Genomic DNA, 14553 nt, shown 5'->3' on the forward strand with positions numbered 1-14553 from the left:
GTTACATTTGCGCTAGGAATGCCAACAAAAGGTTGAGCTGGTTAGTTGGTATCCTGATACACAACTTTATTTTTTAGTTTGCATTGAAGCATACAAATTCTGCATTTAAGATGACCGCTGATCAGACACTACGATGAAGTACTGCGATGAAGTGAAAGCCGTTGTATCACACATTAAATGCTGTATCTCTTAAAACCGTCTATTCCCCTCTACGTATATCCTTAGATAGATTTGATTCACTCAACAAAGGCTATAAAGTTCTCTCAAAAGCGACTCGGCTTCTTGTTTCCAACATGCCTGGTCTTGATACTGGCTAAACTGGTAGGCCGATATGGAATGTGTAGCAGCCTGTAAAAAATTGGACAAAATAAGGGCTACGATCGCAAGTTTGACGCTCCGGAATGCTGGGTGAACTGCTGTCTTGATAATATTTTTTGCGGATGGGTTTGTGACGACTGATTAAGAGGCCGACGTGCTGAACAAAATTCCACAGTTGCAGCGGTATGGAATCGCGATCGCATCAGTTGCGATCGCGCTTATCTTGATGCTGGCCCTTGATCCCTTTCTCTATTTGTACCAAGCTTCGTTTCTACTCTTCTTTGGGGCAATCACCATCACGGCTTTGTATGGTGGGCGCAGTGCCGGAATTGTGGCAACTCTGCTGGCAGCGCTCTTTGCTAATTATTTTTTTCTCGCTCCCCAGTACGCCTGGACTCTGGATTTAGCCAGTAGCCTCAGGATGGCCATCTTTATCGTGCAGGGCGTACTGATCAGTGTGTTGGTAGGGTCACTGCGCGCGGCTCAAATCCAAATCCGCAAAAACTTGACTCAGATCAAGGCATCAGAATCCGCCATTAAGGATTTGAACAAAACCCTACAGCGGCGGGTGGAGGAACTGCAAACCCTGTTTGATGTCATTCCGATCAATATTGTGGTGGCGGAAGATCCCGACTGTCGGGTGGTCAGAGCCAATCCAGCCTATTCCAAGCGGCTCCAAATCCCGCCGGATACCAATGTATCGGTCGCATTTCCAGACAACCAGGCTCAACTACCCTACAGGTTCTATCAAAACGGCCAGGAAGCGATTGGTGATGACCTCCCTGTGGAGCATGCGGCCAAGCATGGCGTTGAGGTGCGTGATATTGAAATTGACTTGGTTCAGCAGGACAACACCGTTATCAACCTATATGGTCATGCAGTCCCTCTGTTTGATGAAACGGGGCAACCCAGAGGCAGTATTGGCGTCTTTACCGATATCACTGAACTCAAACGAGTGGAAACAGCCCTGCGCGACAGCGAAGAACAGTTGAAAAGTGCCAATCAGCGCTTTCATCTGGCAGCTCAAGCCGTCAACTGCCTGATTTATGAATGGGATTTGACCTGCGATCGCGTTGAACGAACCGATGGATTGACGAGGATACTGGGATATTCTCTAGAAGAAGCTGAACCAACTGGGCAATGGTGGGCTGATCGCGTTCATCCTGATGATTTACCGATTGTACGAGAGTATGCCTGGTCGGTACTGGCCACAGGCGATCACTGCTCAACTGAATATCGGGTACTCAACAAGGCCAATCAGTACATTGACATGCTGGATCAGTGCCTGGTTGTGGCGCGAGATGCAGAGGGTAAGCCAACCCGCATTGTGGGCAGCACGACCGATATTAGCGATCGCAAACAAGCCGAAGCGGAACGCCAACAGCTCCTAGAACGGGAACGGACTGTACGGGAGGAAGCCGAACGGGCCAACCGCGTCAAAGATGAATTTCTCTCGATTTTGTCCCACGAATTGCGATCGCCCCTCAACCCCATTTTGGGCTGGGCCAGATTGCTGCAAGCTAAGCAATTCAACGAAGCCACCACCTCTCAGGCTCTTGCCACGATTGAGCGCAATGCCCGATTGCAAACGCAACTGATCGACGATCTGCTGGATGTGGCCAAGATATTACGCGGCAAGCTCAGCCTGAATGAGGCACCCGTTAATCTCGTTAGTGCCATTGAAGCCGCTCTAGAAGTGGTGCGAACTGCTGCTGAAGCCAAAGCGATCCAGCTAGTTCCAGACTTAACCGATATTGGCCTCGTATTGGGAGACAGTGCGCGGCTCCAACAGGTGGTCTGGAATTTGCTGTCCAATGCCGTGAAGTTCACGCCCAATGGCGGTCGAGTAGAAGTTCGGCTAGAGCGGGTCAGCGATCAGGCGCAAATTAGCGTCACCGACACGGGCAAAGGCATTAATCCCCAGTTTCTGCCGCACATCTTTGAATCGTTTCGCCAGGAAGATGTCTCCATCACGCGGCGGTACGGCGGGTTGGGGCTAGGGCTATCCATTGTGAAATATCTAATTGACGCCCACGGCGGCACAATCACTGCCGATAGCCCTGGGGAAAACCAAGGAGCGACATTTACGATCCAACTGCCGCTACTCCATGAGGACACGGCACCCTCGACAACCGCTCGTTTCTCACCAGCTCAAATCGACCTAACGGGCATCAACGTTTTGGCTGTGGATGACAGTGAAGATGCTCGTGATTTACTGGCGATGTTGCTCACTCAGTATGGAGCCGAAGCGAGGGTTGTGGCTACGGGAAAAGAGCTGCTGGCGCTGCTCAACCGGATTGAGCCGCATGTGCTGGTGTGCGACATTGGCATGCCCGAAATGGATGGATATCTACTTCTACAGCAGATTCGAGCTCTACCAGCCGACCAAGGCGGCAACATTCCCGCGATCGCACTGACAGCCTATGCCAAGGAAGAAGATTATCAGCGGGCGATAGATCACGGCTTTCAGCGACACATTGCTAAACCCGTTGACCCGGAATTGCTCGCAATTGCGATCGCAGAACTGGCTAAAAATAGATAGCAAAGTTCCATGAATCATCCAGGTTGTATGAAGTCTGCGTATAAAAACCAATTCATTTTTTGTGAAACGCTTGCCCCGCAAGCGTTTCACAAAAAATGAATTATGGGTTTTCAACTAGACTTCTTAAGCCGCCATTGGTACCGATACTTTTTCAGAGCTGAGCAGGTGGTTAATCGCCATGACGCCAATATGGTGATTGATAAAATAGCGCCCCATCATGCTGAGCGTCATATCCTTGGCCCCGGAAATAGTTCCCAAACAGCTGGCAGCACCGCAAAGACAGTTAAACGGTTGTGCCATTTCCCATTCCGTACTGGGATAAAAGAAAGTCAAATCTTCACCTGGACGAATAGGCCGCACAGCCCGTAGTTCTAGCCGTGCCGCATCGATAATGACATTGGGCTCACAGCTATGGTTGAGGTGCGCTAAAAAGAATTCTTCAATGCTCACATTGGTGGAGACTTGAACACTGGTATAAGTCCGCTTCAGTGCCGCTTGATAGTCTGTAATCCGATGAAAGACTTCACCCTCTTGAATCGCAACAGTCGTTGTCAATCGCTTCCCTTTCCCATCCGCAGCCGTTTGTACAACAAGCATTCTGATAACCTCCAAGTTGAAACGTAATGTTGAAAGAAGTAAGAAGTGATGCGTGAAGATTCAGGAGTGAGGCGTGAGGAGTAGGACTGTAAGGGGCTACAAGAGGCTGTAAAGAGCTGTAGAAACTGCAAAGACTCAGTAGCCAACCCCTAGCACCTAACACCTAGTATCTAGAAACCAACACCTAGAATCCAACACTCAGCACTCAATTCTCAGCACCCAGCGCCTACAAAAGCCCTCAGTACTCAAGAAAACCAGCCCTAAACCGCCATCGGCAGCGCCGCATACTCTTGCAGCTCTTGCTGAACTCGGCGGAAAAAGCGGGTTTGAATCTCAGCAAGTTGGCGTACACCTTCACCCGCCCATTCAATGATTTGCGCTTCGGAAACCGAGGAGTAGCGAGCCGCTAGATTTAACGCTTGAATTGCATCGTCGGCGTGACCCAGTTCAACACCTTCAGTTGCGTCTGTGCCGTGAATCACGATCCAGTACCAGGGACTGACAACGCCCTCTTCAAAATGTACTTTGTGCTGCTTGATGAATTGGCCAAAACTCCCTTGGCGTTGGTTGGAGAACAGCACAGCGTTAATGATGCTGAACTCGTTGCCGCCAATTGTTTCAGCCGCAGCATGAAACCCCATTGCCCGTACAACCTGCGCCAAATCCTTCGGATCGGCCTGGTAGCACTGTTCAACAAAATCGGTCATCTCCGCCAGCCAGTCTTCGACCTGCACAACTTGCTCAACCGCTGCTGCCGATAGTCCTGCATACTCAGCCAATCGATCCAGCAGCGCATAGGCTAATGTGCGATGGGAAACGCCGGTTCTCGGATCGCGAAACTCCTCAATCGAAGCCGAAAATACCTTACCCGCCACATCCATCGATCGATCGGCATGGCTGGGAAAGGCTGCATTGCGATCGCAAAAGAGCTGACTGCGACCGATAATGCCGCAGAGAGAGGGAACTGAATGACTGTAAGCGGCACTGTAGCGGGCAAAGCGCTGCATAAATAAATGCATAGCTGCCGGAGTTGCGATCGCATCCTGGCACGTCATTTTCATGACGTGATTGACGTGATCAGCATCAAGATAGGGCGAAAGATCGTCAAGCGTAATCATTATGAATACCCACCTAATTTTCAAAACGGAAAAGTTAGTAGATACAATGAGCTTTGGCAGACTGCGCGAAAAGCAGCTGTCACCCAATACGGTCTTTGAGCCAAACGAACTGGCGCTGTAAGTAGCTGAGCATAGTTGAATATAAAACCTCAAACCCTGCGCTGCCTACGCCGCCTGCGCAGGGTTTGAGATCTGTTTTTTTATGATGCCCAGGTACTTAATAGTGAATTTGGGGTACTAGAAAACGCATCAAGTGAACAGATAAGTTAGGGAAACGCCTGGATAAATCAGATAAAAAATCCCTGTCAATGCTCAAGCCTCTGGCTTAAACATTGCTGTTCAAATATGACTATTAATGCACAATTAAATTCCAGCAACGGCAGGCTTGAACACCCAATAAATCACGCGAGTTACCAGCAAATGTAGTAACCAAATAGGTTGCACGGCAATTCAATTGGGCAAGTCTATGCAGTTCTCTAAAAGGTTTGGGGCAGCATAAATATTCGACAATATGCAAATCATACGGGGCTACATCAAACAGCGTTGTTAGCAAAGCGTTGATGAAATCAACAAACTTAAGTAACCGAATATTTACTTACGTACGTATACTAATCTCACTAATTAGCGATCGTCAATACTCCGCCAATATTTCAGTAAATTTACGAGTAAGCAGGGCAAAAAAACCCAGAATTTAACGAATTCACAATTATTCTGAGCTTGAATTTCAGTAATTATACGAATGCAAATCAGCAAATGGCATTCAATACGTACGTGTTGAATGCACCAGCTTCACATGAACTCTAAAGAAATAAAAATCAAAACGTAAAGCTATCGTTATCTTGGTTGAGGTACTGACATAGTTCAACGTTTAAACGTTTTTGAATTCGCCAGTATCCGAACCGATATGACTACTGCTGTAGGTCGCAAAAAATGATTCTGCTTCGCACAAATTGCGAAGCTAGTTTGTATTCTAGATTGCAAACTGCTCTATCTAAGGTTGCCCAATCAGGAAAGTTAATCTGCGATCGCACTCTTTAACTTCTCTCTCCTCACGCCTTACCTAACTCATTTCAATAAAAACGCGATCGCACTGTAGGGAAGCTGCGATCGCAAAAGTTATCTAAGTATGACTACAAAGCATTTGCCGACGTGCGTCTGTGAGTCTACTATTGTCCGGCATTGAGAGCGGTATCAGACTCGGACTTGAGGTGAGCTTGGCCAACACCTTTCGCTGCAAAGTAGCGGTTCAGCAAGGTGCTCGCAAAGGACAGAACAACTGGGCCTAGAATAAGCGCTAGCAGACCGTGAACGGCAAAACCGGGCACAAACACGGACGCCAGCCAGAAACAAACGCCGTTGACAACGAGGGAGAATGCTCCCAGGGTCAAAAAGTTAATCGGCAGTGACAGAACGGACAAAACAGGCTTGATCGAGCCGTTGATGACGCCAATGGATACTGCTGCCAACAGTGCTGCTGGGAAGGTTGCGATCGCAACTCCGGGAACAGCCAAATCAACAACGAGCAAACTTAAGGCTGTGACCAGTGTGGTTAATAGGACTCCTAACATGGGGATACCTCCGGGGGGTAAATAATAGGTTCATTCAGGTTGAGTGATCAGATTGGTGGTGAAGTGCCAAGCAGTAGTCCTAGCCGTTACTTGGCTGCTGGTTGAGCTTTTCGTTGTGTTTTGCGATCGCCCAAACCGCATGAATACTACCGGGAAGCCAACCCAACAGAGTGAGCAGGATGTTAATTAGCAACGTGCTGCTTAAGCCATAGGTTAGGAAGATGCCGACGGGTGGTAGTACGAGTCCAAGGGCATAGCGGCTGAGTTTAGTCATGATGATCTCCATTCGTTAATTAATTAGGGTTCAAAGCTTGAATCGACAGGGTTCAAAACTTAGCAGTCAGAGTTTGTAACCGTTGCTTGATCTGCTGTTTGATCTGCTGCTCTTTTTGGGCGAATCGTGTACCAGACTCTCCCCATGTTTCGCCCATTTCGGCCTGCTTCCGCTCGAACGGGCTGGGTTTGATCGTCTGCGCTTGATTGGCTGTCTTGGTGTACCAAGCAGCGGCGTCTTTAGCTTGCTGCTTACGAGCGGTGTAGCGATCGCCGTATTGCTGCTCCAATTTTGCATCCCAATTGCTGGTCTGCTGCTTCAGCTCAACGGATTGACGCTGGGCAAAGGTCAAGAATTCTGACTTCAGTGCCTTAAAGACGGCTGCCAGAATCGACTTAAAGCTTGATGAAGACGATGGGGCCGAACTGGTTTGATCAGCACTGTTTTGAGTGGACTGATCCTCTGCTTGCATCGTTGCGGCAACTTCCGTTAGCGTCTCTTTCGTAATGGTGCGAAACTCGCCCGCACTTTGCTTCGCTTCAGCGAAGGCTTGAGTCAATGCTTTTTTGACAATTTCTTGGATGCGCTTCGTTTGCAGAGCTTCTTGGGAAGCTTCAAATTCATTACTCTCTAAGGCATCACCCTCTAAAGTGGGCGTTACTTCCAGTGTCGTAGGCTCCAAGTCTATCGTCGTTTCGTTCACCAGTTCCATTTCATTGTTTGGCTCAGTCATGGGGGTTCCTCTCTTCAGGTGTCTTCGTCTGACACATTCATCCTCACAAATTTCACCTAGAATCTCTGGTGAGGTTTACCCGCAGAACTACCGTAGAAACATCCCAACTAGTAGGGATTGCCTAACTAAACGGACGGTTACCTCTCTTCTGATGCCCATCAGTGCGATCGCAAGTCGTTGGTGTGCATCGACAAGTTCGACACGGTGATTGTTGGTTAAGTTTGAGCAATCACATGTCTCACTCATCGCACGATGCATTAAATCAAGCAGACCTAGTTGGCTTTTGAGCTTTCAAGTCTTGAACCTTCACGGAAAATGAGCCAACCCATTGCAGTTGTCCAGATCAGCAAAATTACTGCAACAAAGCGTTCATATAGTCCGTCCAAAGCGGTTGGAATTTGGAAAAATGGAGGTCCAAAGATGACCCAAAGGGCAACAATGATATAGCTGAAATACCACCATTTTCGGCTAATCTGACGCAGGCCGAATGAGAATGCTATGCAAGTAAGCGGAAATAATATGCCTAGCACATATACGGCATAGAGGTGGATGGATCTACCAGAAGAGCCAGCAAGATTAGCATATTGGTCGTGTTCCGAAATCACGATGATATCAATGCTCAATAGAAACAGAAGCACTGAACCGAGCCGCCAACGCCAGTCACCTAGGTTCCAACGCCACAGTGCGATCGCACAAATGAGTAGGCTAATGGCATAGAGGTTAAGCCCAATATCTTGAATCCATCCGTAGTCGCCAATCGCTAGGTCACTGATGGTTTGACGAATGGGATTATAACCATCTACAACAGCAGCGCCGATAAAGTCTGTAATAATAGCAATCGAACTGCCGGCAATTCCTACAATTCCGCAAATTTGGAAGCTTTTTTGCTTGGAAAGTAGGGAACTCAAGCGGGAGTCTTGTTTATCCATCTTCATTTACACGTATCATTCATCAGCTTAGGTCGAATATGGAATGATCGACTTGACCTCTGGGAAGATATCTAACTCATCAACGCTTTAATCGAACCAAATTACCCTAAGGAAAATACTAAGGAAAATAGATTTCCTAACACCAAAAGGAGCTGCGATCGCAGCTCCTTTTGGTGCATTTTTTGAATGATGAGATCGCACTATGCAAACAAGAACTGGGCTGTATTGCCAGGTGCCAGATTGACATTAATATTATTGGCCGTTAAACCCGTGACACCCCGTAATTCAGCCAATAATTCACCTGAACCAAAGCCTGTATTACCTGCCACACCGTCACCCAAATAGAAGTAGGTATGGTTCCTTTCAACAACCACATCAACCGCATCAATCCCTTCGAACTGCAACAAGTCACCTCCTGCACCTCGCTGGAACTGATGGATCACATCACTGCCATCACCATAGCGATAGATGACCGTATCGACATGGCGATCTCGTCCTAAATACACGGTATCGTCTTCCAATCCGCCCACGAGACTATCTGCACCTTTTCCACCATAAAGAATGTCATCACCCTCGCTACCCCGCAAAATATCATCACCACTCAAACCCCAAATCATGTCATTACCACCCTGACCATTAATGACATCATCAGAATGATTAAAACCGCGCACACGATTATCTAAATCATTCAAAAAGGTGACAGTATTACGGTTCCAAATTCTGTTTTGGGTAGAGTCAGCATTAAAAACATCAAAACTGTCTTGCAGAGTCTCATCACCGTCAAACAGAATGTTTTCAATCTGGCCATGTTGACCTCCGGGAATTGGCAAGTTGTCCAGGTTTTCTAACGCAAAGTCCTTAAGAACTACTTGGGTATCATCAACCCCTTCAAACCCGACCACTAAATCATCACCGATTTGGGTGAGGAGCAAGTTTTTGGCAACTAAACCCTCTCCTGTAAATATGAGTTCATCAAAGGTCTCCCGCACTTCCAGGGATGGATTGTTTCCCTGTCCTACTCCCTGAAAACCTTCTACCTCAATCGTGCCATCGCCACGATTAACTTTAACGGGATAGATGTTGCTATCAGGATTCGCCGTTGATGCAAAATTTTGGATGAAATTCACGCCACCCATATCTCGCAATCTACCCCCCGATTGCACAAAGATTGCTCCCCCTCGTCCTTGACCATTCTCAAAGCCACTACCACCAGTGGCAGAATTGAAGAGAAATGAACTGTTCCTGACGTTGAAGGTGGCGTTGTCAGAGACAAAGACAGCACCGCCTAAACCTGCGCCACCGCCGCCTTGTCCTCCCACACCGCCGTTACCTGGACTGTTACCAGTAAAGGTTGAGCGACCATTACCCCCATTCGCCCCAGCGCGTCCGTCCCCAGCAAATGCGCCACCTAAGCCCCCAGCACCGCCAGCACCACCTGGGCGAGCGCGTCCTCCCAGCACGTTAGCACCGCCGCCGCCGCCACCGCCACCACCGCCGCCGCCACCAGTCGCATCTCGGAAAGCACCAGCACCGCCCGTACCGCCACCACCGCCGCCGCCACTACCACCAGCGACCCCAAAGCCTCCTGAGCCACCACCGAAACCGCCACCAGCTCCCAAGCCTGTAGTTCCGACTATTCGTCCGCCTACACCACCGCTACCACCGCTAATTGGGACTATCCCACCAATAACAAAGAAACTGGGTAAGCCACCACTACCACCCGGAAAGCCATTGCTCCCAGCCGAGGAATCGTTTCCACCTCGGCCACCGTCGCCACGACCAGCAAAACTATTACCGCCGACTGCCCGGTTATCAAAAAACACGACATTATCTGCGGTGACATTCGCACCTGGATTCAGAAACAGGCCTCCTCCAGCTCCTAAACCGCCGCCGCCACCTCGACTGCCGTTGCCGCCTTGAGCAAGACCTCTGTTAATGTGCAAATCATTAAATGTAACGGTGCTGTTATTGATGAGAAATAGAGAAGTGCGCCCCTGTCCATTGAAACCACTCGTGCTAGTTCCGTTACCCTGAAAGTTGATGTTATTGCCTGGTCTGATGACAATTGGGCTATTGAGTAGAGCAATGCTATTGATGACGATGGTATCGGTTCCAGGTAGGGCTTCGGCGGCTGTGGTTGCTTCTCGCAGGCTCAATAGCCCATCTGTAGCGTTAACAACATCATTCAGTGTGGTGACAGTAAACGTTGCCATTGAATTCTCCTTATGGTGAGTCTGTTGGGTTGGCACAACTGGTGCCGATTTAGCCAAATGGCAACCTAAATGCTGACTGGATGACGATCTCTTAAGCCAGTGCTCATACCAGGTTGCAAAGGTGGCAATCCTGGCATAGTGGCTTGGTTAGGTCGGACTGAGATGGCAATTTTTGCAGCTCAGCTTAGGTTGCCAGTGCTTCTACCCTATTGAGGACGACTGAGAAATTGTTGAAAGCTATCTGAAAGCATCTATAGGCATTGCTTAGAAATTGCTGAAAAGGCGGCTCACAGGGAGATTTGCATGTGCGATCGCACTTCCCAACTCGCTCAACCTGCGATCGCACCTTTCAACACCCCCAATCTGCGATCGCACTTTCCAACACCCCCAATTTGCGATCGCACTTCCCAACTCGCTCAACCTGCGATCGCACTTCTCTCTATTTGGGTGAGAAGCTCTTATTGTTGATGTATTGCTAAAAAGCCTTCGTGAAAGAGAATGAGCACTTCCTACCGCATCTATCTAGATGTTTGTTGCTTGAATCGACCATTTGACGATTCGTCTCAAGATCTCATTCGGCTTGAAGCAGAAGCCGTGTTGTCGATTTATAGAAAATGCCGCATGGGTGACTGGGTGCTGCTCAATAGCGAGGTGATTGAATCTGAATTACGCCAAACCCCAGACCCGCAAAAGGGCGAGTTGATCATGGCTGCGTTGGCAGTTGCCTTGGATAAATCTAAGCTGGATAGCTCATTAAAACAACGTGCTGCTGAATTGACTAAACTGGGTCTAAAGCCATTTGATGCTGCCCATATTGCTAGTGCGGAGGCAATCGCAGCGGATGTATTTTTGACGACAGATGATCGCTTGATGCGTGCAGCAATGCGCCATCAGGCCAGTTTAAATGTTTCAGTTAGCAATCCAGTAACGTGGCTACTTAGTCTTGACCTATATTCAGAAGGCAGTACTGATGATGACACCCCTTGAAATAAAACGACTTGGCTATAAAGCTCTGATGGATGCACTTGGTTTTGATGGCATGGTTCGCTTTTTGCAACAGTTTGATTCTGGTCACGGAGACTATACAGCAGAGCGAGAAAAGCGTTTAAGTCAGATTTCCTTGAACGATATTTTTGACGATATCGAAAACCACAGTTAGTTCTAGCCACATTTTCTTTGATTTATTCACTTCCCAATCTGCGATCGCACTTTCCAGAATCCTCAACTTGCGATCGCACTCAAAAAAGTACTGACAAGATTTGAGATGGCGATGAAAACTTGTGTTGCATGGGCAATACTTGTCTCATAATGGACAGCATCCCTGGAGCTACTGCTTATACACATCCTGAATAGTCCTTCTAAATCCCGGCCTGATCCCCCTAAATCCCCCTTAAAAAGGGGGAACTTTGAGCCAATTCCCCTTTTTTAAGGGGGGCTAGGGGGGATCTCAACGTCGAAACGAAGTCTAGGAGACTTATGTATAAACAGTAGATCCCTAGAGAGTCTATGTGTCAGTCTCTGTCCCTCAATCAGTAGCTACAATCGCTAACTTGGCCTAATGAGTACTCAAGGTTCTATCCAAACTGAATATCCCCACATTGTCCTCAATCAAAATCAGGTTCCGGTCATTTCGGGTACGACGCTGAAGGTTGTTGAACTGGTGATGGCACAGCGGGCTTATGGATGGACGCCTGAAGAAATTCAAATTAACCATCGCTATTTGAATATGGGACAAATCTATGCGGCACTTGCATACTACTGGGATCATCGCGAAGCATTAGACCGAGACATTCAACAACGAGATTCGTATGTCGAAAGCTTAGAACAACAATCTCAAGACACTCCCTTTGTTGCGAGGCTAAAACAACAAGGGCTTATGCCATGAGCCTTGCGCTTTACATGGATGAAAATGTTCATGGAGCGATTACGAACGGTTTACGACAGCGCAATGTAGATGTCTTGACGGTTCAAGAGGATAACCGCAGCGGCATTTCCGACCCTGAAGTGTTGGATCGGGCTACTGAGCTACAGCGGATACTGTTTTCTCAAGATGACGATTTGCTGGTGGAAGCCAAAGCACGGCAGATTCAAGCGATTCCATTTCCGGGTGTTGTGTTTGCCCGTCAATCGCGGGTTTCTATTGGCCGATGCATTCAAGACCTTGAACTAATCGCTACATTAGGCGAGTTGAAAGAATTTGAAAGCCAGGTGCAGTTTTTGCCGTTGTAGTTCTCGCGTAGGGTGTGTAGAGCGAAGCGAAACGCACCGAAACGATTAAGAAATAAGATGGTGCGTTCCAAGAGTACAAATGCTATGACTGATGAAGGTTGTGTTGTGGAACGTCTCTATGAGATGTGAGATCTCTGATGAATGTTGTGTTGTGAAACGCACCCTAAGAAGCAAAAATTAAATAATCTGTAAAACTCGTAGGTCAGGCATCTTGCCTGACAAGGGACAGCCAAGATGGCTATCCTACGTTGTTTGATTCCTGCTCCTAAAGGATTTGCGATCGCACTAAATTAGTCAATTAGTGAGAGTGATGAATAAATGTCCAGAAGTGACAAAGTTTTAGAATTTGCTAATTTTATATGTACTTTTGGAGAAGAAAAAGTACTTCTTGATTTCGCTCGAGAAATAGTTATACCTGCTTTTACAGATTCAGATTTGATACGTTCATATGCTGAGGTTGAGTACTTTTTTCTGGATGTCAATATCTTTGAAACAGTTGAAGGTGATGGTTCTTCCTTGGCAATTTCCGGACGTTTTGTAAAAGATACAAATCTCCAGAGAGAACAAATTTATGATCGAGAATCGGGAGAAATAATAAGAGATACAAGAAGCCTAAGATCATCGCCAACAGCTATATTCGTTTTGATTCTGGAAAACCATAAGTTGCTCTATCTTCATGAAACTGCGTATGCTCCACCCATAACTTCATTTGCAGCTACAATCAAAGACTTTATCAAGCGTAAGCATGATGAGCTTCTTTCAAGACTTCATAATGAATCAGAAAATCCTAAGGTTACATATTCAGAGCTTTTAAGGGAGTTCCCAAAACCCCAAGTAGATATCATTCCGCTAGCAAGTCAGGGGAGTGCTACAGAATTCATAAATAGATTTTCTATAGTTCAGAGAATCGAAATCATCTTGGTTAAGACAAATAATGAGTTAGATTTTTCCGAATTCATACAGAAGACGAGAGAAAGCGGCGAAACCATTGAAGCCCAACAAACAAAGTTAGAATATAGAAATTCACAGTCGGGATTATCCAAAGAGGAAGTGATAAACAGGATTTCGAATTCTTCTAACAATCAAAAAGTTAAGGTGAGCGGGAAAGACAAATCTGGTGCGATCTTGGCTGGCAACCAAAACCAATTTAAGGCAAGAGTATATATCAAAGCTGAAGAACTCGCTTCTACTATAGTTGGCATTGCCAAACAAGCTCGTCAACGTTTTATAGGAGCTTTATCTGAGGGGTCTCTACAAATTGGAGAGACAGATGAAAGTTCAAGATCGAAAGTTCAAGAATTGACAAACGACTTATTAGCAGATAATGAACAAGATCAATCCTGATGATATAACGAGGGAAGTAGACCTTTGGGATATATATAAGAAAAGCAGAAACTTACCTGAGGGAAGACTTAGTAGGAGAGTCGCAAAACCAGCATCATGGTTCGTTTTTGCATTACTCTCTACATATGCCATTTTTTCAGATGAGGAGGTTCATAAGCTCGCAGATCGAGCGAGAGACTGGGCTGATTTAGGCTTTAGTTTCTCTATTAGTATATTGGGTTTTTTGATTGCAGGTTTTACGATTTTTGCGACTGTTACTAAACCATCGCTTTTTGTTGAGCTAGCAAAACATGAACATTCCAAATCAGGTTTGAGCTATTTAAAGTACACTTTCTTCACTTTTATGAATGTGTTTATCATTTACCTAATGTTTGCCGTGGTATGTATTTCTGTAACGCTTCTCGCTGGTACTAACGGCTTACTATCGATGATAATAGGCTACATGTTTGATTCCCCAAGCTTAGTTATTCTCTCCAAAAGAATTCTTTCAGGTGTTGGAATTGTAGTGATTGGGACTTGGGCTTTTCATTTGATAGTTCTTCTACAATCCTTTATTTTTAATATCTATAAAACTATTATGCTGTCAATTCAATGGGAAATTGAAAAGAATAAGTAAGGAGAAAAAACAATTTTCGCACAAGTACATGAGAGTAAGAATTGATGAACTTTAGCGCAGCACATCAAACCA

General features: G+C 46.7%; 15 protein-coding genes. 8 read left to right on the plus strand and 7 right to left on the minus strand.

All coding sequences use genetic code 11. The features are described 5' to 3' along the window. Positions 1-472: 472 nt before the first annotated feature. The gene (locus AC286M_RS09730) at positions 473-2860 is read left to right on the plus strand and encodes a hybrid sensor histidine kinase/response regulator (RefSeq protein WP_488204192.1); all 2388 of its coding nucleotides are present in this window, start codon (positions 473-475) and stop codon (positions 2858-2860) included. A 123-nt stretch (positions 2861-2983) separates the two neighbouring features. On the opposite strand, the gene AC286M_RS09735 is transcribed toward AC286M_RS09730, so the two are convergent. From AC286M_RS09735 to AC286M_RS09765, 7 genes are all read right to left on the minus strand, one after another. Next, positions 2984-3457: an SET domain-containing protein gene (locus AC286M_RS09735; RefSeq protein ID WP_488204193.1), complete on the minus strand. Its 474-nt coding sequence runs from the start codon at positions 3455-3457 to the stop codon at positions 2984-2986. A gap of 260 nt (positions 3458-3717) precedes the next feature. Beyond that, positions 3718-4575, minus strand: coding sequence for a hypothetical protein (locus AC286M_RS09740; RefSeq protein WP_488204194.1), 858 nt, complete (start codon positions 4573-4575; stop codon positions 3718-3720). Between the two features lie 1166 nt (positions 4576-5741). Further along, a complete protein-coding gene (locus tag AC286M_RS09745) occupies positions 5742-6143 on the minus strand; it encodes a phage holin family protein (protein WP_488204195.1) in 402 nt (133 codons plus the stop codon). A 79-nt stretch (positions 6144-6222) separates the two neighbouring features. Beyond that, a complete protein-coding gene (locus AC286M_RS09750) occupies positions 6223-6417 on the minus strand; it encodes a YqaE/Pmp3 family membrane protein (RefSeq protein ID WP_488204196.1) in 195 nt (64 codons plus the stop codon). 52 nt (positions 6418-6469) lie between these two features. Further along, entirely contained in the window at positions 6470-7150 is a 681-nt protein-coding gene (locus AC286M_RS09755; protein WP_488204197.1) for a hypothetical protein, read from the minus strand. Positions 7151-7422: 272 nt separating this feature from the next. Next, the gene (locus AC286M_RS09760) at positions 7423-8079 is read right to left on the minus strand and encodes a DUF998 domain-containing protein (RefSeq protein ID WP_488204198.1); all 657 of its coding nucleotides are present in this window, start codon (positions 8077-8079) and stop codon (positions 7423-7425) included. A gap of 200 nt (positions 8080-8279) precedes the next feature. Further along, a complete protein-coding gene (locus AC286M_RS09765; RefSeq protein ID WP_488204199.1) occupies positions 8280-10292 on the minus strand; it encodes a calcium-binding protein in 2013 nt (670 codons plus the stop codon). A gap of 303 nt (positions 10293-10595) precedes the next feature. Here AC286M_RS09765 and AC286M_RS09770 point away from each other — a divergent pair, with 303 nt between their 5' ends. The 7 genes from AC286M_RS09770 to AC286M_RS09800 all read left to right on the plus strand — a co-directional run bounded on the left by AC286M_RS09770 (position 10596) and on the right by AC286M_RS09800 (position 14481). Next, a complete protein-coding gene (locus tag AC286M_RS09770; RefSeq protein WP_488204200.1) occupies positions 10596-10760 on the plus strand; it encodes a hypothetical protein in 165 nt (54 codons plus the stop codon). A 69-nt stretch (positions 10761-10829) separates the two neighbouring features. Beyond that, positions 10830-11279: a PIN domain-containing protein gene (locus AC286M_RS09775; protein WP_488204201.1), complete on the plus strand. Its 450-nt coding sequence runs from the start codon at positions 10830-10832 to the stop codon at positions 11277-11279. Beyond that, positions 11263-11451 (plus strand): hypothetical protein, encoded by a 189-nt coding sequence (locus tag AC286M_RS09780; RefSeq protein ID WP_488204202.1) that lies wholly within the window; start codon positions 11263-11265, stop codon positions 11449-11451. Before AC286M_RS09775 ends, AC286M_RS09780 begins: the two co-directional genes overlap by 17 nt. Before the next feature lie 399 nt (positions 11452-11850). Continuing rightward, positions 11851-12177, plus strand: coding sequence for a DUF433 domain-containing protein (locus AC286M_RS09785; RefSeq protein ID WP_488204203.1), 327 nt, complete (start codon positions 11851-11853; stop codon positions 12175-12177). Beyond that, positions 12174-12521, plus strand: a complete 348-nt coding sequence (locus tag AC286M_RS09790) for a DUF5615 family PIN-like protein (protein ID WP_488204204.1) — start codon at positions 12174-12176, stop codon at positions 12519-12521. The genes AC286M_RS09785 and AC286M_RS09790 overlap by 4 nt, the downstream gene beginning before the upstream one ends. 318 nt (positions 12522-12839) lie before the next feature. Further along, positions 12840-13865, plus strand: a complete 1026-nt coding sequence (locus AC286M_RS09795) for a hypothetical protein (RefSeq protein WP_488204205.1) — start codon at positions 12840-12842, stop codon at positions 13863-13865. Next, positions 13846-14481, plus strand: a complete 636-nt coding sequence (locus tag AC286M_RS09800) for a hypothetical protein (protein ID WP_488204206.1) — start codon at positions 13846-13848, stop codon at positions 14479-14481. The genes AC286M_RS09795 and AC286M_RS09800 overlap by 20 nt, the downstream gene beginning before the upstream one ends. Positions 14482-14553 lie beyond the last annotated feature (72 nt).

It is taken from the genome of Thainema salinarum CENA647, assembly GCF_057732415.1.

Bases quoted from the DNA above. Each gene is read 5' to 3' on its own strand.
- AC286M_RS09735 (WP_488204193.1), bottom strand. From the start codon at position 3,457: ATGCTTGTTGTACAAACGGCTGCGGATGGGAAAGGGAAGCGATTGACA.
- AC286M_RS09740 (WP_488204194.1), bottom strand. From the start codon at position 4,575: ATGATTACGCTTGACGATCTTTCGCCCTATCTTGATGCTGATCACGTC.
- AC286M_RS09745 (WP_488204195.1), bottom strand. From the start codon at position 6,143: ATGTTAGGAGTCCTATTAACCACACTGGTCACAGCCTTAAGTTTGCTC.
- AC286M_RS09750 (WP_488204196.1), bottom strand. From the start codon at position 6,417: ATGACTAAACTCAGCCGCTATGCCCTTGGACTCGTACTACCACCCGTC.
- AC286M_RS09755 (WP_488204197.1), bottom strand. From the start codon at position 7,150: ATGACTGAGCCAAACAATGAAATGGAACTGGTGAACGAAACGACGATA.
- AC286M_RS09760 (WP_488204198.1), bottom strand. From the start codon at position 8,079: ATGGATAAACAAGACTCCCGCTTGAGTTCCCTACTTTCCAAGCAAAAA.
- AC286M_RS09765 (WP_488204199.1), bottom strand. From the start codon at position 10,292: ATGGCAACGTTTACTGTCACCACACTGAATGATGTTGTTAACGCTACA.
- AC286M_RS09770 (WP_488204200.1), top strand. From the start codon at position 10,596: ATGTGCGATCGCACTTCCCAACTCGCTCAACCTGCGATCGCACCTTTC.
- AC286M_RS09780 (WP_488204202.1), top strand. From the start codon at position 11,263: ATGATGACACCCCTTGAAATAAAACGACTTGGCTATAAAGCTCTGATG.
- AC286M_RS09785 (WP_488204203.1), top strand. From the start codon at position 11,851: ATGAGTACTCAAGGTTCTATCCAAACTGAATATCCCCACATTGTCCTC.
- AC286M_RS09790 (WP_488204204.1), top strand. From the start codon at position 12,174: ATGAGCCTTGCGCTTTACATGGATGAAAATGTTCATGGAGCGATTACG.
- AC286M_RS09795 (WP_488204205.1), top strand. From the start codon at position 12,840: ATGTCCAGAAGTGACAAAGTTTTAGAATTTGCTAATTTTATATGTACT.
- AC286M_RS09800 (WP_488204206.1), top strand. From the start codon at position 13,846: ATGAACAAGATCAATCCTGATGATATAACGAGGGAAGTAGACCTTTGG.